This is a genomic window from Streptomyces sp. BV286 (assembly GCF_019090165.1).
Classification (GTDB): Bacteria; Actinomycetota; Actinomycetes; order Streptomycetales; family Streptomycetaceae; genus Streptomyces.
Genome location: NZ_JAHRIB010000031.1, coordinates 1 through 26899 on the forward strand (window position 1 = coordinate 1; position 26899 = coordinate 26899).

Annotated in this window: 25 protein-coding genes; 10 read left to right on the plus strand and 15 right to left on the minus strand. The window is 71.7% G+C overall.

The genetic code is table 11. The features are described from left to right. Nucleotides 1–251: 251 nt before the first annotated feature. Complete coding sequence (locus tag KUF83_RS04500) at nucleotides 252–1097, plus strand: endo alpha-1,4 polygalactosaminidase (RefSeq protein ID WP_217453217.1); 846 nt, start codon at nucleotides 252–254, stop codon at nucleotides 1095–1097. 13 nt (nucleotides 1098–1110) lie between these two features. Here the strand turns inward: KUF83_RS04500 and KUF83_RS04505 are convergent, their stop codons facing one another. Next, nucleotides 1111–1638, minus strand: a complete 528-nt coding sequence (locus KUF83_RS04505) for a flavoprotein (protein ID WP_217453218.1) — start codon at nucleotides 1636–1638, stop codon at nucleotides 1111–1113. 9 nt (nucleotides 1639–1647) lie between these two features. Continuing rightward, nucleotides 1648–2106, minus strand: coding sequence for a nuclear transport factor 2 family protein (locus KUF83_RS04510; protein ID WP_217453219.1), 459 nt, complete (start codon nucleotides 2104–2106; stop codon nucleotides 1648–1650). Between the two features lie 117 nt (nucleotides 2107–2223). Between KUF83_RS04510 and KUF83_RS04515 the strand changes: the two genes are divergently transcribed. The 3 genes from KUF83_RS04515 to KUF83_RS04525 all read left to right on the plus strand — a co-directional run bounded on the left by KUF83_RS04515 (nucleotide 2224) and on the right by KUF83_RS04525 (nucleotide 5301). After that, the gene (locus tag KUF83_RS04515; protein ID WP_217453220.1) at nucleotides 2224–2793 is read left to right on the plus strand and encodes a TetR/AcrR family transcriptional regulator; all 570 of its coding nucleotides are present in this window, start codon (nucleotides 2224–2226) and stop codon (nucleotides 2791–2793) included. Nucleotides 2794–2927: 134 nt separating this feature from the next. Then, nucleotides 2928–4388, plus strand: coding sequence for an aldehyde dehydrogenase family protein (locus KUF83_RS04520; protein ID WP_217453221.1), 1461 nt, complete (start codon nucleotides 2928–2930; stop codon nucleotides 4386–4388). 280 nt (nucleotides 4389–4668) lie between these two features. Further along, complete coding sequence (locus KUF83_RS04525; RefSeq protein ID WP_217453222.1) at nucleotides 4669–5301, plus strand: LysE/ArgO family amino acid transporter; 633 nt, start codon at nucleotides 4669–4671, stop codon at nucleotides 5299–5301. Nucleotides 5302–5366: 65 nt separating this feature from the next. On the opposite strand, the gene KUF83_RS04530 is transcribed toward KUF83_RS04525, so the two are convergent. Further along, nucleotides 5367–5792 (minus strand): nuclear transport factor 2 family protein, encoded by a 426-nt coding sequence (locus KUF83_RS04530; protein ID WP_217453223.1) that lies wholly within the window; start codon nucleotides 5790–5792, stop codon nucleotides 5367–5369. A gap of 275 nt (nucleotides 5793–6067) precedes the next feature. On the opposite strand from KUF83_RS04530, the gene KUF83_RS04535 reads away from it, so the two are divergent. Then, nucleotides 6068–6517 carry a nitroreductase family deazaflavin-dependent oxidoreductase gene (locus KUF83_RS04535; RefSeq protein ID WP_217453321.1) on the plus strand — a complete coding sequence of 150 codons (450 nt, stop codon included), beginning with the start codon at nucleotides 6068–6070 and terminating at the stop codon, nucleotides 6515–6517. A gap of 162 nt (nucleotides 6518–6679) precedes the next feature. Here the strand turns inward: KUF83_RS04535 and KUF83_RS04540 are convergent, their stop codons facing one another. Further along, nucleotides 6680–7678, minus strand: a complete 999-nt coding sequence (locus tag KUF83_RS04540; protein ID WP_308402911.1) for a cation diffusion facilitator family transporter — start codon at nucleotides 7676–7678, stop codon at nucleotides 6680–6682. A 73-nt stretch (nucleotides 7679–7751) separates the two neighbouring features. On the opposite strand from KUF83_RS04540, the gene KUF83_RS04545 reads away from it, so the two are divergent. From KUF83_RS04545 to KUF83_RS04555, 3 genes are all read left to right on the plus strand, one after another. After that, on the plus strand, nucleotides 7752–8768 hold the full coding sequence (locus tag KUF83_RS04545; protein WP_217453225.1) for a glutathione S-transferase family protein: 1017 nt from the start codon (nucleotides 7752–7754) through the stop codon (nucleotides 8766–8768). 192 nt (nucleotides 8769–8960) lie between these two features. Beyond that, nucleotides 8961–9287 carry a DUF4235 domain-containing protein gene (locus tag KUF83_RS04550; protein ID WP_308402912.1) on the plus strand — a complete coding sequence of 109 codons (327 nt, stop codon included), beginning with the start codon at nucleotides 8961–8963 and terminating at the stop codon, nucleotides 9285–9287. Nucleotides 9288–9350: 63 nt separating this feature from the next. Next, nucleotides 9351–9818 (plus strand): peroxiredoxin, encoded by a 468-nt coding sequence (locus KUF83_RS04555; RefSeq protein ID WP_308402913.1) that lies wholly within the window; start codon nucleotides 9351–9353, stop codon nucleotides 9816–9818. A 42-nt stretch (nucleotides 9819–9860) separates the two neighbouring features. On the opposite strand, the gene KUF83_RS04560 is transcribed toward KUF83_RS04555, so the two are convergent. Beyond that, on the minus strand, nucleotides 9861–10253 hold the full coding sequence (locus KUF83_RS04560; RefSeq protein WP_217453226.1) for a VOC family protein: 393 nt from the start codon (nucleotides 10251–10253) through the stop codon (nucleotides 9861–9863). Between the two features lie 77 nt (nucleotides 10254–10330). Next, nucleotides 10331–10786, minus strand: a complete 456-nt coding sequence (locus tag KUF83_RS04565) for a pyridoxamine 5'-phosphate oxidase family protein (RefSeq protein ID WP_217453227.1) — start codon at nucleotides 10784–10786, stop codon at nucleotides 10331–10333. A gap of 346 nt (nucleotides 10787–11132) precedes the next feature. Between KUF83_RS04565 and KUF83_RS04570 the strand changes: the two genes are divergently transcribed. After that, on the plus strand, nucleotides 11133–12164 hold the full coding sequence (locus tag KUF83_RS04570; RefSeq protein WP_217453228.1) for a 7-epi-alpha-eudesmol synthase: 1032 nt from the start codon (nucleotides 11133–11135) through the stop codon (nucleotides 12162–12164). A gap of 332 nt (nucleotides 12165–12496) precedes the next feature. On the opposite strand, the gene KUF83_RS04575 is transcribed toward KUF83_RS04570, so the two are convergent. From KUF83_RS04575 to KUF83_RS04595, 5 genes are read right to left on the minus strand one after another with little or no spacing between them, the layout of a single operon-like run. Then, nucleotides 12497–13750, minus strand: coding sequence for a cytochrome P450 (locus tag KUF83_RS04575; RefSeq protein WP_217453229.1), 1254 nt, complete (start codon nucleotides 13748–13750; stop codon nucleotides 12497–12499). Next, nucleotides 13747–14367 (minus strand): ATP/GTP-binding protein, encoded by a 621-nt coding sequence (locus tag KUF83_RS04580; RefSeq protein WP_217453230.1) that lies wholly within the window; start codon nucleotides 14365–14367, stop codon nucleotides 13747–13749. Before KUF83_RS04580 ends, KUF83_RS04575 begins: the two co-directional genes overlap by 4 nt. Next, the gene (locus KUF83_RS04585) at nucleotides 14348–14719 is read right to left on the minus strand and encodes a DUF742 domain-containing protein (RefSeq protein WP_217453231.1); all 372 of its coding nucleotides are present in this window, start codon (nucleotides 14717–14719) and stop codon (nucleotides 14348–14350) included. Before KUF83_RS04585 ends, KUF83_RS04580 begins: the two co-directional genes overlap by 20 nt. Then, nucleotides 14716–15126, minus strand: a complete 411-nt coding sequence (locus tag KUF83_RS04590; protein WP_055611716.1) for a roadblock/LC7 domain-containing protein — start codon at nucleotides 15124–15126, stop codon at nucleotides 14716–14718. The genes KUF83_RS04585 and KUF83_RS04590 overlap by 4 nt, the downstream gene beginning before the upstream one ends. A 5-nt stretch (nucleotides 15127–15131) precedes the next feature. Further along, on the minus strand, nucleotides 15132–16748 hold the full coding sequence (locus tag KUF83_RS04595; protein ID WP_217453232.1) for an ATP-binding protein: 1617 nt from the start codon (nucleotides 16746–16748) through the stop codon (nucleotides 15132–15134). 362 nt (nucleotides 16749–17110) lie between these two features. Between KUF83_RS04595 and KUF83_RS04600 the strand changes: the two genes are divergently transcribed. Then, entirely contained in the window at nucleotides 17111–18568 is a 1458-nt protein-coding gene (locus tag KUF83_RS04600; protein ID WP_217453233.1) for a cytochrome P450, read from the plus strand. 69 nt (nucleotides 18569–18637) lie between these two features. On the opposite strand, the gene ccrA is transcribed toward KUF83_RS04600, so the two are convergent. The 4 genes from ccrA to KUF83_RS04620 are packed head-to-tail and all read right to left on the minus strand — an operon-like array spanning nucleotide 18638 to nucleotide 26859. Next, a complete protein-coding gene (gene ccrA / locus KUF83_RS04605; protein ID WP_217453234.1) occupies nucleotides 18638–19942 on the minus strand; it encodes a crotonyl-CoA carboxylase/reductase in 1305 nt (434 codons plus the stop codon). Nucleotides 19943–19977: 35 nt separating this feature from the next. Next, entirely contained in the window at nucleotides 19978–20955 is a 978-nt protein-coding gene (locus KUF83_RS04610) for an alpha/beta hydrolase family protein (protein WP_217453235.1), read from the minus strand. A gap of 13 nt (nucleotides 20956–20968) precedes the next feature. Then, nucleotides 20969–25117 (minus strand): type I polyketide synthase, encoded by a 4149-nt coding sequence (locus tag KUF83_RS04615; RefSeq protein ID WP_217453236.1) that lies wholly within the window; start codon nucleotides 25115–25117, stop codon nucleotides 20969–20971. Continuing rightward, nucleotides 25114–26859 carry a fatty acyl-AMP ligase gene (locus tag KUF83_RS04620; protein ID WP_217453237.1) on the minus strand — a complete coding sequence of 582 codons (1746 nt, stop codon included), beginning with the start codon at nucleotides 26857–26859 and terminating at the stop codon, nucleotides 25114–25116. Before KUF83_RS04620 ends, KUF83_RS04615 begins: the two co-directional genes overlap by 4 nt. Nucleotides 26860–26899 lie beyond the last annotated feature (40 nt).

Here is a 26899-nt window from a genome sequence, read left to right on the forward strand (position 1 = left end):
GAGCGCGCCCTCGCGCCGCCGCCGGGGGTGGCGGGCCGTCCGTCGCCGGGGCGGGGCGGGCATACGGGCGCCGTCCACGCGGACTTGACGTGCGACTTCCCGCGCGCTTTGATCCAGACGTGCCGAGGCGCGCAGCCCGGTACGCAGAGGTACGCCCAGCCGGTGGCGGACAAGGTTCCCAGCCCGGCCGAAGTCGCCAGGACCGTCACCGGGTCCGAGGCGGGGACGTGCTCGCGACCGTTGGAGCGGACATGCCCGCCATGCGTGGCGCCCGCGCGGGACTCGTCAGGGCGGCCGCCGCCCTGATCGCCCTCGCGGCCCTGGCCTCCTGTACGTCGGACGGCGACGACAGGGCTCCCGACGAGGCCAGGACGCCGAGTCCCGGGGCGGTACGGCTGCCGCCGGTGCACGCCGGTTTCGACTACCAGATCGGCGGCGCCTACCCGCCGCCGTCCGGTGTCCGCGTCGTGGCCCGCGACCGCGGCGCCGAACCCGCGCGCGGCCTCTACAACATCTGTTACGTCAACGCCTTCCAGGCCCAGCCCGACGAACAGGACGCCTGGCCGGACGACCTGCTGCTGCGGGACGAGGACGGTGAGGTCGTCATCGACCGCGACTGGGACGAGCCGTTGCTGGACATCGGCACACTGGACAGGCGCAAGCGTGTCGCGGCCCGGGTGAACGCATGGATCGACGGCTGCGCGGACAAGGGCTACGACGCCGTCGAGCCGGACAACTACGACAGTTACACGCGCTCGCGCGGGCTGCTGAGCGCGGACGACGCCACGTCCTTCGTCAGGCTGCTCTCGGCGCACGCGCATGCCCGGGGCCTGGCCATCGCCCAGAAGAACACCGTGGAACTGGCGGACAGGCGGACCCGGGCCGGGCTGGACTTCGCGGTGGCGGAGGAGTGCGGCGCGTACGACGAATGCGGCGCGTACGCCGAGGCGTTCGACGACCGGGTCGTGGTCGTGGAGTACACCGACAGCGGGCTGCGCAAGGCCCGTTCGGGGTTCGGCGACCGGCTGAGCATCGTGCGCCGGGATGTGATGGTGTCGACGCCGGACAGCGCCGACTACGTCCGCAGGACCCGCTGACGGGACCCGCCGGTCAGGTCCCGGCTCGGCTGCCGAGCAGGTCCAGGGCCTGCACCCAGTGGAAACCGCGCTGCGCCGGGCCGCCGAAGGCGTGTTCACCGAAGCGGACCCCCATCCCGCGCAGCCGTTTCAGGCTGTCGCGGTAGGCGGGGTGGGCGGTCAACGCCTCGCTCACGCACGGCAGTACGGAGATCGGCACGCCCATCCCGTACGCCTCGCAGAGGGTGCCGAGGGCAAGGGTGTCGGAGATCCCGGCCGCCCATTTGTTGACGGTGTTGAAGGTCGCGGGCGCCACGGCGACGGCGTCCGGGTCCGGGAACGGACGCGGGTCGCCGGGCGAACGCCAGGCGGACCTGACCGGCCGGCCGGTCTGCGCCTCGACCGCCGCGGTGTCGAAGAAGCCCGTGGCGAGCGGGGTCGCGATGACGCCGACGTCCCAGTTCCGCTGCTGCGCCAGGGTGATCAGCCCGCCGACGCCTTCGGCGACTCCGGCGGCGCAGACGACGACGTAGAGAAAGGGTTTGCGGGCCTGTTCGGTCACCCGGGAACCCTACTGAACCGGGAACGACTCCCCTCGCTCGGCGTCCGGCCGCGGGCCGTGGATGCGGCGCTCGCTCTCCTCGATCGCCACATCGTTGATGCTGGCCTCACGCCGGGTCATGAGGCCGTGCTCGTCGAACTCCCAGAGCTCGTTCCCGTACGAGCGCCACCACTGGCCGTCGGCGTCACGGCACTCGTACTGGAAGCGCACGGCTATGCGGTTGCCGTCGAACGCCCAGAGGTCCTTGCGCAGGGCGTACTCCTCCTCGCGCCGCCACTTCGCACCGAGCAGTTCCACGATCTCGGCGCGGCCGGTGACGAAGGTGTCGCGGTTGCGCCACACCGAGTCCTGCGAGTAGACGAGCGAGACCTTCAGCGGATCGCGGGTGTTCCAGGCGTCCTCGGCCGCCTGGACCTTCTGGGCGGCGGTCTCCCGGGTGAAGGGCGGCAGGGGCGGGCGGTCGGTCATGAAACGTTCCTCTCGGCAGCGGTGCGGACCACCCGGGAGAACGTACGTTCTCCCGGCTGGCTGTTAACGTAGAGAACGATGGTTCTCGCGTCAAGACGTCAGGGAGTGAGCCGGTACATGGACAGCGTGGTCGCCAGGGAACGGGCCCTGGACGCGGCGGAGACCCTGTTCTACGGGCGGGGCATACAGTCCGTCGGCATGGACGACGTCCGTGGCACCTCGGGGGTCTCGCTCAAGCGCCTCTACCAGCTGTTTCCCGCCAAGGAGCACCTGGTGGTGGCATACCTGGAGCGGCGCGACATCCGCTGGCGGCAGGCGCTCGCCGAGCACGTGGACGGGCACGAGGACGCGCGGCGGCGGATCCTCGCGGTCTTCGACTGGCTGGGCGACTGGTTCCGCCAGGCCGACTTCCGCGGCTGCGCCTGGATCAACTCGTACGGCGAGCTCGGCGCCACGTCGGAGCCGGTCGCCGCCCAGGTCCGCGCCCACAAGCGGGCGTTCAAGGACTACCTGGCGGACCTGGTGGGCGAGGCGGGACTGCCCGCGGACCTGGCCGGGCAACTGCACCTGCTGGCCGAGGGCGCCATGGTCGCCGCCGCCATCGAGCGGAGCGCGGAGCCCGCCGCCCGGGCGGGGCGGGCGGCCCGGACGCTGGTCGAGGCCTGCGACGGGCCGGTCGGCCATTGACCGATGCCGCCATTGACTGATGCCCCGTCGGGTTGCAGACTTCAATTGAAGATTCAACGGACGATTGTTCACCTGGCGAACGCGCGCGGTTCCGTCGCGGAACGCGCAGCGTCGCACGACGGGAAGAGCCGCGCATGACCCTCCATCGTGACCTGCTGATCGGCGGCAAGGACCTGCCCGCGGCCTCCGGCCGCACCGCCGAGGACGTCAATCCCTACAGCTCGCAGGTGTACGCCACGGTCGCCGCGGCCGGCGTCGAGGACGTCACCCGGGCCGTGGACGCCGCCGACGCCGCGTTCGAGGGGTGGGCCGCGCTCGGCCCGGCGCAGCGGCGCAAGATCTTCCTCACCGCGGCCGACCTCCTGGAGGCCCGTGTCGAGGACGCCGTACGGATCATGGCGGGCGAGGTCGGTGGCACCCGGCCGTGGGCCATGTTCAACGTCGGTCTCGCCGCGAACATGCTTCGCGAGGTGGCCGCCGCCGTGACCGCGCCGCGCGGAGAGGTGCTGAGCGCGCAGAAGGAGGGCGCGCTCGGACTCGCGGTCCGCGAGCCCGTCGGTGTCGTGGCCGCCTTCTCCCCCTGGAACGCCCCGGTCATCCTGGGCGTCCGGGCGGTCGCCGCGCCGCTCGCCGCGGGCAACACCGTGGTGATGAAGCCGAGCGAGGACGCGCCGATCGCATGCGGTCTGTTCGTCGCGGACGTCCTGCGCGACGCGGGCCTGCCCGACGGCGTCCTGAACGTGATCACCAACGCCCCCGAGGACGCGGCCGCCGTCGCCGAAGCCCTGGTGGCCGACGAGCGCGTACGGGCCGTCAACTTCACCGGCTCCACGGGTGTCGGCCGGATCATCGGCGTGCACGCGGCCCGGCACCTGAAGCCCGCGGTCCTCGAACTCGGCGGCAAGAACTCGGTGATCGTGCTGGACGACGCCGACGTCGACTACGCGGTCGACGCCGCCGTCTTCTCCGTCTTCATGAACGCCGGCCAGATCTGCATGTCCGCCGACCGCATCCTCGTGCACGAGAGCCTGGCCGAGGAGTTCACCGCCAAGTTCACCGCCAAGACCGAGTCGCTCGCGTCCGGTGACCCCGGTGATCCGCACACCGTGGTCGGACCGCTCGTCACGCGGGACGCCGCCCGCCGGGTCGCGGCGCTCGTGGAGGACGCCGTGACCAAGGGCGCGACCGTCCTCACCGGCGGCAGCGCCCCCGAGGGCGCGGTGCACCCGGCGACCGTCCTCACCGACCTGCCGGAGGAGGCCGAGCTGTTCCGGGGCGAGGCCTTCGGCCCGGTCGCCGTGATCAGCACCTTCACCACGGACGACGAGGCGGTCTCCTTCGCCAATGCCACGGAGCATGGTCTGACCTGCGGGATCATCACCGAGAACGGCACCCACGGGCTCAGGGTCGCCCGCCGGATCCGTACCGGCATCGTGCACGTCAACGACCAGTCCGTCGCCGATGAGCCGAACGCCCCCTTCGGCGGGTTCAAGGGCAGCGGATACGGGCGCTTCGGCGGACGCTGGGGCATCGAGGCGTTCAGCAACACCCGCTGGGTGACGCTCGCCACGCAGCAGGCGCACTTCCCCTTCTAGTTCCGGGGAGTGCCGGGCCCGCCTCCCCTGGGGAGCGGGCCCGGTCTCCGGACGTCCGGGGCGGGCGCGGGCGCCGCCGCCCTCTCGGCCGCGGTACGCCTCCCCCGTCGGCCCTCGCACCTCGGTGTGCCGTAAATGAGTTGCCGCGCAATTCCCTCCGCCGTCAGCATCGGCCCATGACCACGATCGAAGCTCTGCTGCCGCCGACCTCCGCCGCCGTTCGTCCGGTGCGGGTCCAGCAGCAGTCCGGCCGACCGCGGAGGCTCTCGCTCCCGCGGTCATGACCGCCGCGCTCGTCGCGGGACTGCTCGCGGGCTTCGGCATCGCCGTCCCTGTCGGAGCGGTCGCGACCTATCTCGTCTCCCTCACCGCCCGTACGACCCTGCGGACCGGCATGGGCGCAGCGCTCGGCGTGGCGACGGCCGACGGGCTGTACGCCCTGGTCGCCGTGCTCGGCGGCTCCGCGCTCGCCACCGCCCTGCAGCCCGTACTGGAGCCGCTCCGCTGGATCTCGGGGCTCGTGCTCGTCGCCCTGGCCGTCCGGGGCGGACTCACAGCACTGCGCCAGTACCGGCAACAGCGGCTCGCGACCCGCTCCGACCGCGCTCCGGCCGGTCCGGGCCGCGCCTTCCTCGCACTGCTGGGCATCACGCTGCTGAACCCCACCACCGTCGTCTACTTCGTGGCCCTGGTGCTCGGCAGAGGTGCCGGCACAGCCGCGGATCCGCTGGAACAGGGTGTGTTCGTCCTCGCCGCGTTCGCCGCTTCGGCAGGCTGGCAGCTGCTCCTCGCGGGCGGTGGCGCCCTGCTCGGCCGGGCGCTGACGGGCCGGCGGGGGCGGCTGGCGACGGCCCTGGTGTCCAGTGCCGTGATCCTGGCGCTGGCCGCGCACATGATCGCGGCGCCGGCGTGAGGCACTGCGCGGGCCGAGGGCAAGGGCCGTCCCCAGGAGGTGGCGCCCAGTCCGTCCAGGACGGCCTATCCGGCCTGGAAGGCCCGGGCCACGGCGAGGCTGTCCTCGTAGACGTGGTGGCGCACGACCAGGCCGTTCTCGACGGTGAGGTGCAGGGCGAACCGTGCCCGGTAGGCGCGCCCGGTCGGCTTGGCGGTCTGACGGATCTCGCCCGTCACGACCGCCTCGTCACCGTCGACGAGGATGCGTTCGATGTCGGTGGCCGCCTGCCCGGGCACGTGGAACTCGGCCAGCAGGCGGTAGTGGTCGGCGGCGTCGGCACGGGTGGACCGCTGCCGGATCCAGGGGGTGTCCGCTCGCCCGTGCTCCTCCTGCGGCCAGTCGAGCTTCCAGTCGGCCCCCTCGGCGTACAGCTCGGCGATCCGCCCGGGATCGCCCTGGCCGATCCGGCGCAGGAGCTCCTCGACGACGCTGCGGGTGGTGGCGGTCATGGGACTCCCTCTTTCGGCAGCGGTTCGATCTCGCTCGAACCGCGTACGTCCGTCCTGGTCACCGCGTCGTGCGCCGCGGTGGTCACCACCCTGCCGACCCTCGGGCACGCCGGCAATTACCTGCCAGGTCATGCCGGTTGCGTCATCCGTCCCCGCTCGGGCAGGCGAGAGGAACGAGGACCGAGGACGCGTGGGATGAAATCACCGAGGCGCGCGTGTTGCACCTGGGCCGGGACGAGTCCTACGCGCGAACGACGATCGATGGGATGGATGTCATGCCTCTTGAGGGCGAATACGAGCCCAGCCCCACCCAGTGGGTACGCGATCAGGTGGAGCTGTTCGAACGCTCCGGTGGTACCGAGGGAACGACACTGCTGGACACGGGGCTGCCCGTGATCGTGCTGACCACCCGCGGAGCCAGGAGCGGGAAGATCCGTAAGACGCCGCTGATGCGGGTCGAGCACGAGGGCCGCTACGCCGCCGTCGCCTCACTGGGTGGCGCGCCCAAGCACCCCGTCTGGTACCACAACGTCGTCAGCGACCCCCGTGTGGAGCTGCAGGACGGCCCGACGCGCCAGGACATGACCGCGCGGGAGGTGACCGGCGAGGAGAAGGCCCTGTGGTGGGAGCGGGCGGTCGCCGCGTATCCGGCGTACGCCGACTACCAGACGAAGACCGACCGGGAGATCCCGCTCTTCGTCCTGGAGCCGGGCACCGGCGAATAGCAGCGGTCCGGGGACACCGGCGGTCCCACGGACATGACGTGGCCCGTACCAGGCCTTTCCCTGGTACGGGCCACGTCAGTCTGTACGCCGCGTCGCGCGGCGGCCGTGCGGAAGCGCTCGGAAAAGGTGCGCATGATTCGGTGGGGGCCGGGCACCCGATTCTCAGGTCCCGCCGCGCTCCCCCGTCGCGGCGGGGCCACTTTCGTATGCCGCGGTACGCCGCGCCGTGGGGGCGTCCGTCACGTCGAGGAAGATCTGGTCCGCCTCCGGGACCGTGTGGGCGACCGACCGCTTGATGCGCTCGGCGACCAGCTCCACCTCCTCGCTGTCGAGACCCGGCATCAGGTCGATGCGGGCGGCCACCAGGGTCGAGTCCGGGCCGAGCTGCATGGTCAGCAGGGACTCCACGGAGTCGATCTCGGGCTGCGCGTCCAGCAGGGCACGGATGCGGCGGCTCGACTCCTCGTCCGTCGCCTGGCCGATCAGCTGGTCGCGCGCATCACGGCCCAGCCGGTACGCCACGTAGACGAGGAGCGCTCCGATGGCCAGCGACGCCGAGGCCTCGTACACGACCTGGCCGGTGGCCATGTGCAGGGCCATGCCCGTGATCGCGAACAGCACGCCCAGTACGGCGGTGCCGTCCTCGGCGATGACGGTGCGCAGGGCCGGGTCGCGGACCTCGGTGGAGAGGCCACCCTGTTTGCGTACCTGGTGCAGCGCGCGCAGCAGGGAGCCGCCCTCCGCGAGGAGCGCGACGACGAGGACTGCGAGACCCGCCACGTATCCGCTGTGGGACTCCGAGCCCTCTGAGCCGAGGGCCTCGAAGCCCTGGAAGAAGGAGAAGCAGCCGCCCATCAGGAAGATGCCCACGGCGGCCAGCAGGGACCAGAAGAAGCGTTCCTTTCCGTAGCCGAAGGGGTGACGGCTGTCGGCGGGACGCCGGCTGCGGCGCAGGGCGGCGAGGAGGAAGACCTCGTTCAGGCTGTCGGCCACCGAGTGCGCCGCCTCCGAGAGCAGGGCGGGCGATCCGGCGAGCAGGCCGCCCACGGCCTTGGCCACGGCGATGACGAGGTTGGCGGCCAGCGCCACCAGCACGGTGACGCGGGTCCGGCGGTCCGAAGGGGAAGAAGGCTCACGGTTCACCTCCGCCGGATGCCCCACGCCCCCTGCCTCACACGGGGCGACGGCGGTTTTCGGGGAACCCTCATCAGGCACACGTGCGGAAGGAGACGTCATGAGCGACACCGAGGGCAACAGCGCGTACGGGAAGAAGTCCTTCAAGAGGTCGAAGAGCCACTTCTCGGACCGGGTGACGGCCGACGGCCGGGACGGCTGGCCCGTCGAGAGCGGGCGCTACCGGCTGGTCGTCAGCCGGGCCTGCCCCTGGGCGAGCCGCGCGGTGATCTCGCGGCGGCTGCTGGGGCTCGAGGACGCCCTGCCGATGGCGGTCACCGACCCGGTCCAGGACGACCGCAGCTGGCGGTTCACCCTGGATCCCGGCGGCCGTGATCCGGTACTCGGCATCCGGTACCTCGCCGAGGCGTACGAGGCGCGGGAGCCGGGCCATCCGGGCGGTGTCAGCGTGCCCGCGCTGGTGGACGTGCCCAGCGGACGGCTGGTGACCAACGACTACCAGCAGCTGACCCTGGACCTCGCCACCGAATGGCGGAGCCTGCACCGGGAGGGGGCGCCCGACCTCTACCCGGAGAAGCTTCGCGACGAGATCGACGACGTGATGGGAGAGGTGTACGAGGACGTCAACAACGGTGTGTACCGGGCCGGATTCGCGACCGCTCAGGACGAGTACGCGGCGGCCTGCGAGGGCGTGTTCCGGCGGCTGGGACTGCTGTCGGAACGGCTCGCGGAGCGCCGGTACCTGGTCGGGGACACGATCACGGAGGCTGACATCCGGCTGTTCACGACACTGGTCCGCTTCGACGCCGTGTATCACGGCCATTTCAAGTGCAACCAATGGAAGTTGACGGAGGATCAGGTCCTGTGGGCGTACGCCCGTGACCTCTACCAGACACCCGGGTTCGGGGACACCGTCGACTTCGACCACATCAAGCGGCACTACTACCAGGTCCACGAGGGCATCAACCCGACCGGCATCGTGCCGCTCGGGCCCGACCTGTCGGGGTGGCTGACCTCTCACGGTCGCGAGGAACTGGGCGGGCGCCCGTTCGGAGCCGGGAGCCCGCCCGGGCCCGTGCGCGAGGGCGAGGAGGTGGCGGCGACCGGCCGCCCCTGACCTGCCGGGCTCGCCCCGCTCCGGCTCTCCGGCGCCGGCAGCCGGGGCGGTGGGCCCGGGCCTGGGCTGGGCCTGGGCACTGGGCCCGGCGGAGATTGTGTCCCTGTCGGCGCCGTCCGCGCCGTCCCGTGGTGCCATCCATTCCGTCTCGCGGACGTCCGCGTATTCGCCGCTGAACTGGACACTCGCCAGGTGTCCGGGAAAAACGAGCCGAAGGAGAGCCAGGTGCAGAAGAAGAAGCTGCCCATCGTCTACAAGCCCATCGGGTTCGTACTCGGCTGGACGAGCGGAACCCTCGCCGGCATGGCGTTCAAGGCGACCTGGAAGGCGATCCGTCACGAGGACGACGCACCCGACGCGCTGGACAAGGACCGCGGCTGGGGAGAGGTGCTGCTCGCCGCGGCCATCCAGGGCGCGATCTTCGCGGTCGTCCGCAGCGCGGTGGACCGCACGGGTGCGACAGCCATCGAACGGTCCACCGGAGTGTGGCCCTCCGACCAGAAGGGGGGCCGCGACTGACTGCACCTACCGTCCAGTACGGTGGGCCTCCACATCGGTGGCCGGCAGTCAGGGGAGCAAGTCGTGACGAACCAGATAGCGGTGGGCGACACCGTGGAGGACTTCACGCTCCCCGACGAGACCGGTACGACCCGGAAGCTCTCGGAGCTGCTGGACGAGGGCCCCGTCGTACTGTTCTTCTATCCGGCGGCGAACACCGCGGTCTGCACCGCCGAGGCGTGCCACTTCCGCGACCTGGCAGCCGAGTTCGCGGCTGTCGGAGCCCGGCCGGTGGGCATCAGCGGTGACACGGTCGAGCGCCAGCAGGAGTTCGCGGGAAAGAACAGCCTCGGGTTTCCGCTGCTCTCGGACCCGGCAGGCGAGATCCGCGAGCGTTTCGGAGTGAAGCGCGGATTCTCGCTGGCGCCCACCAAGCGGGTCACCTTCGTCCTCTCCGAGGAGCGGAAGGTGCTCGAGGTGGTGCGCAGCGAGATCCGGGCGAGCGTGCACGCGGACCGCGCCCTGGCGGCCCTGCGCGCGCACCGCGGCTGAGCGCGCCGCCTGCTCTTCACCGGGGTCCGGCCCCGCTCGGTCTCAGCCCTGCTTGGGCGCGGTGGCCCGGGTGCAGCGCAGTGTGAACGAGTGGCCCGCCGGGTCTGAGTACCCCCGCTCCTCGTACGGGCCGCCCGCGTCCTTGGTCTCCAGCGGGCGGCCGCCGAGCCCGATGACCCTGCGCTCGGCCTCGTCCAACTCCTCGACGTGGAAGTCCAGATGGGCCTGCAGGGAGTTCTCGGGGCGCGGCCAGCTGGGCGGGGTGGCGTTCACGTCCCGCCGGAACGCCATCCTGATTCCGTCGGCTCCCCTGATCTCCACCCGGTTCGCCGTCGCGTCGACCTCCTCGCCGTCGAGGAACTCCTTGTAGAACGCGGCGAGTTTCTCCGGCTCGGAACAGTCCAACACCACGACGCCTGCCAGTACCAGTGCCATATCTCCTCCGTAGACCGACCGGGCGCGAACGGCCTTCCGCCCACTGCTCCGGAGACCGGGTACCCCGTCACGTGAAATCAGTCGGACACCAACCACTGTCCGTCGCGCATGAGTTCGCGCCCTTCGAGCTCGTCGGCCTCGCGCCAGGCCTGCACCCGCTGCGGGCGGACGCGGAAGTAGAGGTAGGCGGTGGTCAGTCGACGCGGGTCGAAGCCGGTCCTGTCCGCGAAGGCGTCGCCGACGCCTTCCGGCAGTTCGGCGGGGGCCAGTGTCTCCACCGTCCCCTCGACGAGGACGACGTCACGGGTGGGCCCGATGCCCAGCCGGGTCCGGCCGGTCGCTCGGAGATTGCGGCCGGTCGGGCTCGCGGCAGGGGTGGCGAGGAGCAGGGACTCGCCGTCCCACAGGAAGGACAGGGGCACCAGGTACGGCATGTCTCCCTCGGCCGTGGCGACCCAGGCGTCCACGTCGTTCTCCAGCCGGTCCAGTGTGTCCTGCTTGCGCTGCTTGGGAGTTCGGAGGGGTGAAGTCATCGTGGATCGGCCTCCTGGGGCGGTCGACACTGCGTCGTCAAGATGTCCGGCAGCCGTCAGGGCGTCCGGTGATCCTCCAGTGTGACGGGAGTTCACCTCTGAGGAGGAGGACCGTGCCCATCCGGCCACGGAGGCCGACGAATACCCGAGGTCACGGAGTGGTGTAACGCAGGTCACGGTGAAGTCACCGAGGTCGCGGCATAGATCATTTACGATCAGGGCAGCCTCGTAGCGGAAATCGAGTCAACTTTCGCCTCGGGAAGTGCAGTTCGAGTCAACGGGCGCCATTTCGAACGCCCGCGCGCAGGGAGGGGGGCCCTGCCAATCGCCTCAGGAGAGGACGCGAATGCCGCAGGACGTCAGGTTCGACCTTCCCTTCGCCACCCCCGTCAGTGAACATCTCGAGTTCGCCGAGGCCCGCCATCTGCGCTGGGTGTGGGACAAGGGTCTGGTGCGCAGTCAGGCCGGGTTCGAGGAGTACCGGTCCTGGGATCTGCCCCAGGCGGCCGCCCGCACCTACCCCCACGCCTCCGCCGACGACATGGTCGTCCTGATGAACTGGTTCTCGCTGGCCTTCCTCTTCGACGACCAGTTCGACTCCGGCAGGCCCGACCGCGCCGACCGGATAGCGGAGGTTGCGCGGGAGCTCATCGTCACCCCCCTGCGACCCGCTGGCATCACCCCCAGGGTGGTCTGCCCGATCACGATGGCCTGGGCGGAGGTCTGGGCCCACCTCTCGGATGGCATGTCCCTGACATGGCGGACGCGGTTCGCGGCCTCGTGGGGGCGCTTCCTCGTGGCGCACACGGAGGAGGTCGACCTGGCCGCCCGCGGCCTGGCGGGCACGCTCGACCTCCAGGAGTACGCCGCGTTCCGTCGCCGTACGGTGGGCATCCACCACAGCATCGACGCCGGGGAGCGCAGCCGCGGCTTCGAGGTGCCCGCCGAGGTGGAGGCACATCCGCTGATGGAGAGAATGCGGGACCGCGCCGCCGACACCATCGGGTTCATGAACGACATCCACTCCTTCGAGCGCGAGAAACGCAGGGGGGACGGCCACAACCTGATAGCCGTCCTGCACCGCGAGCGGCACTGCAGCTGGCAGGAGGCCGCCGACGAGGCGTTCCGCATGACCACGGACTGCCTCGCCGAGTACCTCGAACTCGAGTCGCAGGTGCCGCAGATGTGCGACGAGCTCGGTCTGGACGAGGACGAACGGGTCAGGGTCCGGATGGGCGTCGAGGCCATCCAGCACTGGATCAACGGCAACTACGAATGGGCCCTGACCTCGGGCCGCTACGCGGCGGACAAGGAAACCCCCGCGGCCCGGGCCGAGTTGGCAGGCAAGGGCTCACTGGACGACCTACTGGCAGTCTGACCCCACAGCCCGCGCCCCCGGGCCACCCAGGGGCGCGGCAAACTGCGCGGCAATCCCCCGCCCCGACTCACCAGGGGCGCGGGGAACGGCGCAGTCCTTCATGTGTGCGGGGAACGGCGCGGTCTCTTAGGGGCGCGGGGAACGGCGCGGTCTCTTAGGGGCGCGGGGAACGGCGCAGTCTTTTCAGGGGCGCGGGGAACTGCGCGCCCAACCCCCACGGACCCGCAGCCGACACCACACCCCCGCGCACCCCATCCACCCAGGGGCGCGGGGAACTGCGCAGACACCCCACCAACCCACACCCCACCCCACCCCCGCCCCGAGCGGAGCGCTCACGCAGTGAACGACACCGGCAGCCGGTCCAGCCGCGCCTCCCACGTGGAGGCCGTAGAGGTGAGGTCCTCGGGATCCACCGCGAGCCGGAGCCCGGACAGCCGGTGCAGCAGCGCGTCGACGGCCGTCTCGATGATGGCCTGGCCGATGTTCTGCCCGGGGCACTCGTGCGGCCCCCCGCTGAACGCGAGATGCGACTGGTTGCCATGCACGGAGATGCCGACGTCCGGCCGGATCTCCGGATCGACGTTGCCCGCGGTCAGGCCGAGCACCAGCAGATCGCCCTCCTGGAGGTGGTGCCCGCCGAGTTCGAGGTCGGCGGTGGCGAACCGGCCCGGCAGGACGGCCAGCGGAGGTGTGTTCCACATGACCTCCTCCACGACGGCGGAGATGTTCAGCTGCCCGCTGACGAGGCCGGAGAGCCGGTTGGCGTCGGTGAGGATCAGTTGCAGGACCCGGGCGAGCAGGTTGCTGGTGGTGGCGTGCGCGGTGATCAGCACCAGCCGCAGATGGTTGAGTATCTCGTCGTCGTCGAGGTCGGCGTGGTGTTCGAGCAGCCCGGTGGTGAAGTCGGAGCCCGGCTCCACCCGCTTGCGCTCGGCGAGCTCACCGAGGATCTGCATGATGCGGTCGTTGTGGACGAGAGCGTCCGCGCCGCCCTTCATCACCAGTGCGCAGGACTCGGCCAGCCGTCGCCCCGCTCCCTCGGCGAGCCCGAACACCCTGGTGAGCACGAGCATCGGCAGGTGTTCGGAGTACTCGGCCACCAGGTCGGCGCTGCCCGCTCCCGCGAACGCGTCGATCTGCTTGTTCGCGAAGTGCGTGACATGGCGGCGGATGCCGCGGCTGGAGACGGCCTGGAGGTTGTCGGTGACCGCGCCGCGCAGCCGGCGGTGCGGCTCGCCGTCCTGGGAGACGCAGTCCGGCCGCCAGCCCAGCATCGGAATCAGCGGCGAGGTGCTCTCGACCCGCCCCTCCTTCCAGTCCCGCCAGATCCGTGAATCCCGGCTGAACTGACGCGGGTTGTCCAGCACCCGCCGGTTCTCCCGGTATCCGAGCACCAGCCAGGCGGGGATGTCGCCCTCCAGCAGCACCGGCGCGACGGGCCCGTGCTCCTTGCGCAGCCGCGCGTAGATGCCGATCGGGTCGACGGCCGCGTCGGGCCCGTAGAGACGGGTGAGGTCGTCTCCCCCGCCGTGTGCGACCGGGCAGCCGCGGGGGGTGTCGGGACCGTTTAAGGGCTGGTCGGTCATCGGGACTCCAGAGCGACTGCGGAGCGTTCCTTGAGGTGACGTATCAGTGCGATGAGCACATCACGACTGGAGGCCCGGTCGCGGGCGTCGCAGGCCACGACCGGGGTGTGCGGGGAGATGTCCAGGGCGTCCCGGATCTCGTCGACCGGGTGGTCCTTGGAGTCCGGGAACACGTTCAGGGCGATGACGAACGGGACGTTCTGCCGCTCCATCTCCTCGATGGCCCGGAAACTGGAGGCAAGCCGGCGGGTGTCGACCAGGACCACGGCCCCGAGCGCGCCCTTGAACAGGCCGTTCCACAGGAACCAGAACCGCTCCTGGCCCGGTGTGCCGAACAGGTAGAGCACCAGCTGGTCGTTGATGCCGATCTTGCCGAAGTCCAGGCTGACGGTGGTCTCCTGCTTGTCCGCCACCCCGATCAGGTTGTCGACGTCGGCGCTGGCCTGGGTCAGCGTCTCCTCGGTGGTGAGCGGCTTGATGTCGCTGACCGAGCGGACCATGGTGGTCTTTCCGGTACCGAATCCGCCGGCGATCATCACCTTCACCGAGCGGGCGCCGTCGGGCAGGCTGCCGTCCGCCGGGTGGCGGTCGGGATGGTCAAAGCCTTTGAAGTCCACTGAGTACCTCCTCAAGGAGCGCGAGGTCGGGCCCGCGACCGGCGCCTGACGCCGGGATGGGGTCACGGGCTTCAACGCGGCCTGCGTCCAGCAGATCGGCCAAGAGCACCGCGAGAATGTTGAAGGGCAGTCCGAGGTGGGCGCCGAGTTCGGCCACCGACAGCGGATCACGGCAGCGCCGGAGGATCTCCTCGTGCTCGTGCTGCATGCCTGGGCCGGGCGCGGCACGGGAGGTGATGAGGGTCGCCACGTCAAGGCTCGACGCCGAACCGCCCGGTCCGCTGCGTCCGCCCGTGAGGACGTAGTAGCGCTCGAGACCGGACGGGTCCGTGGGCCTGTGGGGACCACTCATCCAGAGTGCTCCTCCAGACGCGGCGTGGTGCCGAGGAGCTCACCCATCCTGCGGGCCAGGTCCCTCATCTGATGGCCCAGGAGTCCTTGGTCGAGCCCTTCCCTGGCCAGGACGCCGAGGTACGTCTCCACACCCGCGCGCACCACGAAGAGGTGACCGCCGTCGACCTCGATCATCGCGAGGCGCAGCTGCCCGGCGTACTTGGGGAACTGCTCGGCCACGGGCTGGGCCAGCGCCTGCAGGCCCGCCACCACGGCGGCGAAGCGGTCCACGTCGTCGGGATCGTCGGCACCGTAGGAGGTGATGGCCTTGCCGTCGCTGGAGGCGACGAGGGCGAAGCGGATCTCCTGGATGCTCTCGACCAGATCGCGGAGCGCCCAGCTCACGTCGGTTCCCTGTTGCGTCATGAGGACTAGTCGCTCTCTTCAGTGCGGTGCTCTGTGGACTCACGTCCGGCGGTCGGCTCACGGTCGGCGGTCGGCTCGCGTCCGGCCGTGGCGAAGGCGGCCAGACCGGTGAAGGACTCGTCCGGTGGTACCGCGTGCGAGGCGGTGTTCACGGACTCGTCCTCGCGTACGGACGGCCTGGGCGGCTCGGACTCGGCGGCGCGCCTGCGGCGCCTGGGCAGACCGCCGGGCGTGGTGTCCCCGGTCTCCTCGGGATCGGCCACGGCCGCTCCTTCGACCACGGCCTCTTCGGTTCCGGACGCGGCCGGGACCTGGGCGGGCGACGACGGGGCCGTGACGACGGCGGGCAGCTGGCTGAAGTATTTGTGAGGTACCACGACGACCACCGACGTGCCGAGCCACGGCGAGTCCGCGAACGTGACCCGGATGCCGTACCGGCGGGCCAGGGCCCCCACCACGCGCAGACCGAGGTGGGCGTCCTCGGACACGCCGCCGATGCCGGGGCCGGGGGACACGCCCTCGAGCGACTGGAGGGCCTCCTGCTTCTTCTCCTCGTTGAGGCCCTTGCCGGAGTCCTGGATCTCGATCCCGACGCCGTTGGGCACCTCCTTGCCGGAGACGACCACGGGCTCGGTGGGCGGCGAGTAGCGCGCCGCGTTGTCGAGCAGGTGGGCGAAGATCAGCGTGAGGTGGTCCACCAGACCGCCGTCGACGCCGAGTTCGGGCAGGTGCCGCACCTGGACGCGGTCGAAGTCCCTGATCCGGCCGATGCCGCCGCGCACCACGCTGAGCAGCCGCTGCGGTTCCTGCCACTGCCGGCCGGGCCGGTCGGATCCGCCGAGTACGCCGATGCTCGCGGCCAGGGAGTCGGCGGGGCCGAGCTCCTGGTCCAGCTCCATCAGGCCCTGGGCGACGGAGGGCAGCCTGCCGTGCTCACCCTGCATCTCGTGCAGCCGGCCGCGCAGCTTGCTGGTCAGTACGTGGATACGGCTGCCGATGCTGATGACGGCCTGCTCGGCGGAGGTGGAGCGGTCGAACTCCTGCTCCACACCGATGAGGGCGGTCCTGAGCACCTTGCGCAGGACGGCCTGCAGGTCGGCGCTGACCTCGGCGCACTGGTTGAGGGAGGGCAGGACGTCGTCGATGGAGTCACCGGCCCGCAGCCGCTCCAGCGCGTCGGGCAGCTGCCGGTCGGCGAGCAGGGCGACCGCGGCGAGCTGCCGGTCCAGCTGTTCCTGCCAGGCCTGGGTCTGCTCGGCGATCCGGGTCTCGTACGCCTTGGCCTGTTCGGCGAGCTGCGCGTCGTAGGCCGAGCGCTCGGCGGCGTGCTTGCGCTCCAGGCCGGCCACGTGCTGCTGCCACTGCTGGGAGTGCTCGGCCTGCGCGTTCCTGAACTCACCGGCGCTGCTGCGCATCTGACGCTGTGAGCGGATCAGGAGTCGTACCGAGACGGCGCTCGCCGCCGTCACCACGACTCCGGAGAGGATCGCGGGTATGCGGGCCTGGCCGGAGCCCACGACCGCAGCGACGACGGTCCCAGCACCTAAGGCCAGTGGCAGCAGCCACCAGCTGTACCAGGCGACCGGTGCCCGCGCCGCCGGTGGCGGAGTGGCAAGTTCCATCTGCATCCTTCGAAGCAACACGATCGAACAGAGGGGGGAGAATCTCGGGGGGCAGCACGCGTCACGCGGTGTTCGACCCCGCGACGGGCATGCGTGGACAACGAGCGACAACCGATGGCAATCGCGTCAACTCGCCGCACCTCAGGGAACCTTATCGGGTTTGATCTCCCGGGAATCAACCCGTCCGGCTCACTTCCGTGAAGCTTTCGTCACGCTCCGACCAGGCCATATGAGTCGACAAATCCCTTAACTCATCCCCACAACCGCACGCCGGTGTGACGAAGGCGGCGGGTACGCCCGTGACCGCCCGGGCATACATGTCATGATCACACCACCTGAGTTGATCTTGAGGAGAGTCAGCGATGAGTGGCATCACAGGTCCTCCCGCCGTGGCCCCCACCGCGCCGGGCCGCCTGCCCTTGATCGGGCACGGGCACCAGCTGGCCAGACGACCGCTGGAGTTCATGAACGCTCTGCGCGAGCAGGGCAGCGTCGTCAAGATCCTCATCGGACCCACCGCCGCCTACGTGGTCACCGACCCGGCCGTCACCCGGCGCGTGCTGGTGACGGAGGTCGACGCGTTCGCCAAGGGCGGGAAGATCATCGACGCGCTGCGGGTGTTCTTCGGGGACGGGCTCGCCACGATCGCCGACGGCGACCTGCACATGAAGCACCGCCGGCTGATGCAGCCCATGTTCAACAAGGCGCACATCGCCACCCGGGGCGACGTCATGATCAGCCACGTACGCGCCGCGACCGAGGCATGGGCACAGGGAGTCCCCCGGGACACGTACGAGGACATGAACGACCTGACGCTGTCGACCTTCCTCGTCGCGCTGTTCGGTTCGGGTCTGCCGGGGCAGGTCGAGAGCGAGTTCCAGAGCCTCATGCCCGCGATCATGCGCGGCACGATCCGGCAGACCATCCTGCCCGCCTGGGTCACGAAGCTGCCGCTGCCCGCGAACCGCGCCCACAAGCGGCGGGTCGCCCGCCTGAGGGCACTCGTCGACCAGGCGATCGACCACCACCGCGCCCACCTCGCGTCCGCCGGGCCGACCGCGCCGCCGGCCGGCTGCCCCGCCCACCAGGACGAGGCACCGCCCGGGGACGGCGCGGCACAGAGCGGCCTCTTCTCCACCCTCCTCACCGCCGACGACCCGCAGACCGGCCCCCTGTCCCGGCAACAGCTCCAGGACGAGGCGATCACCCTCCTGACCGGCGCGATCGAGACCACCGGGACGACACTGGCCTGGACCCTGTACGAGATCAGCCGCGACCCCGCCGTCGAGCGGCGGCTGCACGCCGAACTCGACGCCGTCTGCGGCGGACGGCCCCTGCGCCAGGAGGACCTGGGCTCCCTGCCGTACATGCGCAGCGTCCTGAAGGAGGCCATGCGCATGTACGGGCCGGCCTGGCTCGTCACGCGGACCACCACCCGCCCCGTCGTGCTCGACGGGGTGCCGATACCCGCGGGCGCGGACGTCGTCTACAGCCCGTACGTCCACCAGCACGACCCCGAGGTCTACGACGATCCCTCGTCCTTCGACCCGGGCCGCTGGGATCCCGAACGCGCGAAGGGCATCAACCGCTCCTCCTTCCTCGCCTTCGGGGACGGCCGGCGCAAGTGCATCGGCGAGGAGTTCGCCTGGACCGAACTCCTCATCGTCCTGGCCACCGTCGTCCAGCGCTGGCGCCTGACACTGGCGTCCGCTCCCCCGCGCCCGCAGGCCATCGTCACCGTCAAGCCGGACAGGCTGTCGATGACGCCGCGGCCGCGGACACCCGGGAAGGCTTCGGCGAGGACCGGGCAGCCCGTCTGAAGGCCGGGCCCGCCCGGAGCCGTCCCGTACGACGGTTCCGGGCGGGCCCGGTGTAGTGCCGCCCGGAGGTCACGCCGGACGGGCGGCCGGCTCCCTGCGCACCGGGTCGGACACCCCGAGACCTGGAGTCGGGGCGAGGGACAGGACGCCGATCTTGCCCATGTGGGCGTTGCTCTGGACCAGCCTGGCCGCCTCGGCCGTGTCGGTGAGCGGATAGGTCTCGGTCAGCGCGGGGGCGAGATGGCCGAGGTTGAGGAGCCGGTGCACGGCGGCCTGCTCGTGGAGGTTGGACCCGTGACTGCCGATGACCCGCTTGAGGCGCATCCACAGGTACCGGTTGTCGAACTCGTGCTGGTAGCCCGTGCTGGAACCGCAGGTCACCACCGCGCCGCCGCGCCGCACGACGAACACGGAGACACCGAAGGTCGCCCGGCCCACGTGCTCGAAGACGATGTGCGGGTCCTCTCCCGTCGCGGCACGGATCAGCTTGCCGAGCCGCTTTCCGGCGACGGAGGGGTCGGCCGGCGGCTCGTTGCCGGTGAGACCGATCTCCTCACGGTTGACGACCACGTGACAGCCCAGGCGGCGGGCGTACTCCGCCTTCCGCTCGCTGCTGACGACGCCCACGGCGATCCCGCCGCCGTTGCGGACCAGTTGGACGGCGTACGCGCCGAGGCCGCCGGCCGCCCCCCAGATCAGCACCACGTCGCCCTGCGTCATCCGGGCGCCCCGGTCGCTGACGAGCATGCGGTACGCCGTGCCCGCGCACAGCGGGTTCGAGGCGGCCTCCTCCCACGTCAGATGGGCCGGTTTGGGCAGGAGTTGACTGGCCCGGGCCACGGAGTAGTGGGCGAGCCCGCCGAAGTTGGTCTCGAAGCCCCAGGCGAGCATGCCGTTGCCCAGCATGCCGTCGGCGTGGGTCGCCGGGTCCTCCTCGTCGACGTACACGGGACTCACCACGACCTGGTCGCCGACCTGCCATCTGCGCACCCCGGAACCGGTGCGGACCACGACGCCGGACGCGTCCGAGCCGATCACGTGGAACGGCTGGTCGTGCCGGGCCGCCCAGCGGTCCTGGCGGCCGAAGTGCTTCAGGAAGGAGAAGGTCGGGATGGGTTCGAACATCGCCGACCAGACGGTGTTGTAGTTGATGCCGCTCGCCATGTTGGCCACCAGCACCTCGTTCGGTGCGAGTTCGGGCATCGGTACGTCGCCGAGGTGGATCGACTTGCGGACGTCCTTGTCGGCGACTCCGGCGAAGCTCTCCACGTCCTCCGCGCGCAGGTGGGCGGCGGTGTAGTGGCCGGGTACCGGGAGGTGTTCCAGTTCCGTGCGGTCGGCTCCCGCGACGACGGCCTGCGCCAGCGCATCCATGGTGGTTCCTCCTTGAGGGGTCGGCTCGGGCCGGGTCAGCTCAGGCCGAGGCCTTTCGCGAGCGTCGGCCAGGACGCCTTGAACTCCTGCCGCCAGTACGGCCAGGCGTGCGCTCCCCCGTTGTAGAAGTGCACCTGGGCCGGTATGCCCAGGGCGTCCAGCTGGTCGGTGAACCGGTGCGCCTGGGACCAGAGCGCGCCTTCGAGCAGGGCGCCTTCGAGGTTGCCGAAGTCGCCGCCCTGCACGCCGCTGCCCTGGGAGACGTACAGGCCGGTGCCCTTGAGGGCGCGGGCCTGCGCGTAGGGGTTGTGCCGGTTCCAGTTGTCCCGGTTGAGCAGTGGGTTGCCCCAGAGCGTGAGGGGCAGCAGGCCTTCCCGGGCGACGATGGCGTTGAGCACGGTCGGCATGCCGAAGGCCGTGGTGTCGAGGATCCCGCTGTACGAGGCGGCCGCGCCGAAGGTCCCGGGATGCCGCGCCGCGAAGGCCAGGGCGCCGTAGCCGCCGGTGGACACACCGGCGACGGCACGCTTCGTGCCCGCCCTGAACTTCTGTTTCAGCAGGCTCATCAGCTCGTCGACCTGGAAGGTCTCGTAGTCCGTGCCGGCGCGTCCGTAGTTCCACCAGTCGGTGGGGATGCCGGTGGGCCCTGACGAGGGCATCACGGTGATGACGTCCTGGCCGGCGAGGAAGTCGACGACGTCCGTCTCCCTGGTCCAGGACGTGTAGTCGTCGTGGGCGCCCTGGAGCAGGTAGAGGACGGGCCAGGTCCGGTCCGGGTGCGCGGCGTAGCCGGTCGGCAGGACCACGCGTACGGGAAGGTCGGCGCCGACGGCCGGGGAGGCGACCGTGAGGTCGACGGTCCGGGCGTCGAGCCACTTCTCGCCGACGACGGTGGCGCCCGCGGCGGCCTGCACGGCGGAAGCAGCCGTCGCCGGTGGCGCGGTGAGTGCGACTCCCGTGCCGAGCAGTGCCGTTGTCACCGCGAGAGCGGCACATCTGCGCTTACGAGTCATGGGGCAAGTCCCTTCAGAAGTCCCGCAGATCGCGTGTCAGCAGCCGGGCCAGGTGGTCGACGACCGGTGGGTCGAGCAGCGAGAGGTGGTGGCCGGGCAGCGGGACGACGGTCAGGTCGGTGCAGTGCGCGTCCCAGCCGAGCGTCGCGTCGCCGCGCTCGTAGCGGGGGTCCCGGACGGTGTGCGGGGCGGGGTCGCTCGCGCGGTACAGGAAGGTGGGGCCCGTATGTCTGCCGGGCCGGTGGCGCTCGCCGCCGCACAGGTCCAGATAGGACGTCCGCTGGTGTTCGAGGACGGCTTCCGGCAGGTCGACGGTGTCCCTCAGCACCTTGACGACGAGGTCGATCCGTCCCGCGTCGTCGAGCCCGGCGAGTTCGTCGTACGGCAGGTCGAGCGCCGTGCCGTAGGTCCGTGCCACGTACGCGGCGAAGTCCCGGAAGTGCTGGAGGGCCAGGTCGGTCGCGGTGCGGCGGGTGGGCAGGGGCAGCACGGAGTCGAGCAGGACCAGGGCGAGGACCCTGCCGTGCGGGGCGAGGAGCCTGGCCGCCTCCTGGGCGATGAGACCGCCGTACGACCAACCGCCGAGCACCCAGGGCCCGTTGGTGTCCACCTCGCGGATGCGCCGGGCGAACTCCGCGGCCCGGCCCGGTACGTCGTCCGGGTCCGCCTGCCGGTCGAAGCCGTACAGCGGGCGGTCGCCGTCGAGGCTGTGGGCCAGCCGGGCGTAGACATCGGCGGAGCCGCCCGCGGCATGGGCGAGGAAGAGCGGGGTGTGGGGGCCGGTGCCGGGGAAGGTCCGCAGGGGGGCGGCCGCGGGCGTGGCGGCCCTTTCAGGCGGGCGCCTTTCGGATGCGGAGCCCGTGGTGGGTGTCCGGTGTTCCGGCTCCTCGGGGTCGGCCGGTTCCTTCCCGGCCCCCAGCAACTGGGCCACTCCCCGCAGGGTTCCTCGCCTCAGGAGGGTGCCCGGCTCGATGTCGATGTCGAACTCCCGCCGCACGACGGCCCGTATCCTCACGGCGGTGAGGGAGTCGAGCCCGAGGTCGGTCAACGGGGTGTCGGGGTCCAGGCGTTCGGGGCCGTAGCCCATCACCCCGGCCACGCACAGCCGGAGCCGATCGAGCGGGTCCGCGGCAGGGTCGAGTGGTACGGCCGGGTCCGACCGACCGCCGGCCGGGGCCGGTTCCTCGGCCGGCTCCTCCCCCGCCCAGAACCTCCGGTGCCGCCAGCGGGGCGACGGGACGTCCACGATGCGTCCCCCGGCATGCAAATCCTCACGCGGCCGGGCCACCCGTACGCCGTGGACGAGCAGCGTGGCCAGCGCGGTCCGGAAGCCGACGGCGTCGTCGGTGCCGCGGCGCAGCGTGGGCACGATGAGCGCGTCGTCGGCCCCGGCGTCGCGCAGCGTCTCGGCCAGCGGGTGCGACTGTGTGGCGTGCGGGGCGACCTCCACGAAGACGCGGTGCCCGTCCTCGGCCGCCGCGCGTACCGCCTGTGCGAAGCGGACGGGGTTGCGCAGGTTGGCCGCCCAGTACTCCGTGTCGCAGGGGCCTGCCCCGCGGGGGTCGGCGAGGGCCGTGGAGTAGCGGCGGCAGCGGGGTGCGGAGTGCCGGATCTCGCCGAGTTCCCACGTGAACTCCGGGAGCAGCGGCTCGACTTCGGGCGAGTGCCCGGCCGCGGTGACTCCCAGCGAGCGGGCGAAGCCACCGGCCTCCGTCACCCGGGCGATCAGTTCGGCGACGTCCTCGGCCGATCCCGTCACCACGCTCTGGGCCGGCGAGGCGTGCACGGCGACCCGCAGGCTCCTCAACTCCCGTGCCGACAGGGCGATGTCGGAGGCAGGGAGGCCGACCACCGCCATGGCTCCGCCGTTGAGCCCGGCCAGCAGCCGGGAGCGTACGGCGACGATACGTGCGCCGGTGGCCTCGTCCAGTTCCCCGGAGACGACCGCCGCCGCGATCTCACCGAGGGAGTGGCCGACGACGGCGGCGGGTTCGAGGCCGCAGGACCGCCACAGTTCGGCGAGGGCGACCTGCATGCCGTACAGGACGGGCATGACGGTGGTGGGGGTCGACAGGTCGGCGTCGGGCTGGAGTCCGGCGCGCAGGGAGAGGCCCGCGTGCTCGCGCAGGAGCGGTTCCAGCCGGTCGACGGCGGCCGCGAACACGTCCTCCGTCGCGAGGAGCCGGCTTCCCATGCCGGGCCACTGGGACCCGTAGCCCGAGAAGACCCACACCATCGGTCCGGGCCCGCCCGGTGCGCCGTGCCCGGTGACCAGGTGGGGAGAGGGGGCACCGTCGGCGAGGCGGGTGAGGGCGGTGACGGTCTCCGCGCGGTCCCGGGTGACGAGAGCCGCGCGATGGCGGCCGCGGCCGCCGCGGCCCGCGAGGGTCCGGGCGAGGTCGTGGTCGCGTACGCGCCGGCTGCCGGGGGTGTCCAGCCAGGCGGCCAGTTCACCGGCGTACGCGCGCACGCGCTCCGCGGTCGGCCCGTCGAGCAGGAGCAGCGCGGGCCGCTCGGAGGGCCGGTGCGTCCGGGCGGCCGGGCGGTGTTCGGTGAGGACGGCATGGGCGTTCGTGCCGCCGAAGCCGAAGGCGGAGACGCCCGCGGTGGCCGTTCCCGAGTAGCGGGGCCAGGGCTCGGACGAGGTGACCACGCGCAGGCCGAGCGCGTCGAGGTCGGCGTGCGGGCCGGGGCCGGTGAAGTGCAGTTGGGCGGGGATCTCGCCGTGGTGCAGGGCGAGGACGGTCTTGACGAGGCCCGCGATACCGGCGGCGGCCTCCAGGTGGCCGAGGTTGGTCTTGGCGGAGCCGATCAGGAGGGGCTGCTCAGGGTCGCGGTCTCGGCCGAGCACGGCGCCGAGTGCGCTCGCCTCGATCGGGTCGCCGAGGGCGGTGCCCGTGCCGTGGGCCTCCACGTAGTCGACGGTCGCCGGAGTGCCGTGCACCTCGGCGAGGAGGGCGCGCTGGGCCTCGGCGTTGGGGGCCGTGAGCCCGTTGGAGCGGCCGTCGGAGTTGACGGCCGTCGCACGGATCACCGCGAGGACGCGGTCGCCGTCGCGTTCGGCGTCCGTGAGCCGTTTCAGTACGACCACTCCGCAGCCCTCGCCGCGTACGATCCCGTCCGCCGCGGCGTCGAAGGCCTTGCAGCGGCCGTCGGGTGCGAGAGCGCCGGCGCGCTGGAAGCCGAGCGTGACGGCGGGGGTCAGGAGCAGGTTCACGCCGGCGGCGAGTGCCGTGTCGCTCTCGCCCGTCGCCAGGCTGCGTACGGCGTGGTGGACCGCGACGAGCGACGACGAGCAGGCCGTGTCGACGGACAGGCTGGGGCCGCGCAGGTCGAGCGCGTAGGACAGGCGGCCGGCGGCGATGCTGAGGGCCGCGCCGGTGGCCGTCCAGGCGTCCACGGCGTGGGGGTCGGCGGTGGTGAGGTGCGCGTACTCGTTGCCGCTGATGCCGACGAAGACTCCGGTGCGGGTGCCGGCGAGCGCGGACGCGGACAGGGCCGCGTGGTCGAGGGCCTCGCGGCTGACTTCGAGCAGCATGCGGTGCTGGGGGTCCATGGCGGTGGCCTCGTGCGCGGGGATGCCGAAGAACTCCGCGTCGAAGCCGGCGATGGTGTCGAGGCCGCCGAGGAAGGCTCCGTGCCGGCTCACGTCGTCCGGAAGCCGTTCCGGGTCCGGTACGAAGGGGTCCCACCGGCCGTCCGGGAGCGTGCCGACGGCGTCCCGGCCCCGGGTGAGGAGCTGCCAGTACGTGTCGGCGGAGGTGACCCCGCCGGGGAAGCGGCAGCCGACTCCGACGACGGCGACCGGAGCCGGTGTCCCGTGGGTGCCCTCGTGCGGCGGGATTCCTCCGGCGGGCGCCGCGGACGGCGAACTCCCCCGCTGTGAGCGGGACATGGCGTCCTCGTCGGCCACAGTGGTCGACTCGTCCTCGGCCAGGCGCTCCGCCAGTGCCTCCACGGTCGGCGCGTCCCACAGCAGTGTGTCCGGCAGCCGCCGTCCGACCAGTTCGCTCAGGGCGGCCGTCAGCGCGAGTGCGTCCCGTGAGGTCAGTCCGGCCTCGGCCAGCGGACGGTCGTCGGACAACTCGCCGGGCGCCACGCCGTACCAGCCGTGCAGCCGTTCGGCGACCAGCCCGCGGACCTGCGTGCGCGTCGCGCTCATCGTGCCCCGAATCCGCCGTCGAGCAGCCGTGCCCGCGCGGCCGAGCGGGACACCTTGCCGCTGCTCGTGCGGGGAACCGAGCCGGGCGGTACGAGCAGCAGCGAGCCGAGGCGCAGGCCGTGGCGGGCCGAGACGGCGGCGCGTACGGCGCGAACGGCGGCGTGGGTGTCCTCCGCCGTCGGGTCCGCGTCCCGCCGGTGCTCCGCGACCACGACGAGTTCCTCACCGGCGGCGTCCGGCCGGGTCACTCCGAAGGCGGCGAGCCGGTCCGGGCGGATCAGGGGGACGGCCGCCTGCACGGTCTCCTCGATGTCCTGGGGGTAGTGGTTGCGCCCGTCCACGACGAGTACGTCCTTGAGGCGGCCGGTGACGAGGAGTTGCCCCTCGTGCAGGGCACCGAGGTCCCCGGTCCGCAGCCAGTCCTGCGGCCCTCCGAAGCCGAAGGTCTCGGCCGTGAGTCCGGCGCGCTTCCAGTAGCCGAGCCCGATGTTGGGCCCGCGCAGCTGGATCTCGCCGACCCGCCCCTGCGGCAGTACGGCGCCGTTCGCTCCGACGATCCGCAGTTCCTGGCCGACCGGGGTGCCGCACGGGACCAGGACGGCCGCCTCGTCGTCCGGTGGCATCTCCTCGATCCGTCCCTCCGCGAGCGCGCCGGGACGGCAGGCGACGGCCGAGGGGGGTTCGTCCAGGGAGCCGGCGGTCACGAAGACGGTGGCCTCGGCCAGGCCGTACGCCGGGCAGTGCGCCGCGGGGTCGAGCCCGGCGGGTGCGAAGAACGTGCGGAAGCGGTCCACCGTCGCGGCCCGTACCGGCTCGCTGCCGTTGATGAGCACCCGTACGCGGTCCAGGCGGAGTTCGTCGACGACCTCGGGCGCGGTGCGGGCCACGCAGTAGTCGTAGGCGAAGTTCGGGGCGGCGCTGATCGTGCCCTCGTAGGAGCCGAGGAGGCGCAGCCAGCGCGAGGGGTCCTGGAGGAAGGAGACCGGGTTCATGAGGACGGAGGGGAATCCGCCCACGACGGGGGCGGCGATGCTGAGGACGAGGCCCATGTCGTGGAAGAGCGGCAGCCAGCCGACCGTCGTCGACGTTTCCGGGTCCGCGACGAACGCGTCGAGTGCCTGGCGCGCGTTGGCCACGACGTTGGCGTGGCTGATCATCACGCCGGCCGGGCTGCGGGTGGAGCCCGAGGTGTACTGGAGGTACGCGATGTCGTCCGGTTCGGGCCCGGCCGCGGTCCCCTCCCGGTCGTCGTCCGGGCCGGTCGTGTGGCGTTGGAGGGGAAGCTGGTCGACGGCCACCACCGGGACGTCCGGAAGCCGGTGGTCTCGTACGAAGGTGCGGATCGCGGTGGCCGAGTGGGAGTCGCCGAGCAGGCAGACCGGCTCGCAGTCGGCGAGCACCCCCGCCAATCTCCCTTCGTGGCCCGGGACTTCGGGTCCGAAGAGGGGCACGGCGATGACGCGGGCGTACAGGCAGCCGAGGAACGCGGCCACGTAGTCGAGGCCCTGGGGCATGACGAGCGCGGCTCGTTCTCCGGGCGACGCGACCGTGACGAGGCGGGCCGCCACGGCTCTGGCCCGGGCGTCGAGGGCGCGCCAGCCGAGCGTGCGGTGCAGTCCGGTGGAGGAGCTGTCGGGGAAGTCGACATGACTGAAGGCGCGTTGCTGCGGCCGGTGGGCGGCCCAGTGCCTAAGGTGGTCCGTGAGGGAGGCTTCGTCGGCGGCGGGCCTGGCGGAGGTCATGGCGGCTCCAACTGGGTCGGCGGCGGAGCGAGTGGGGGCG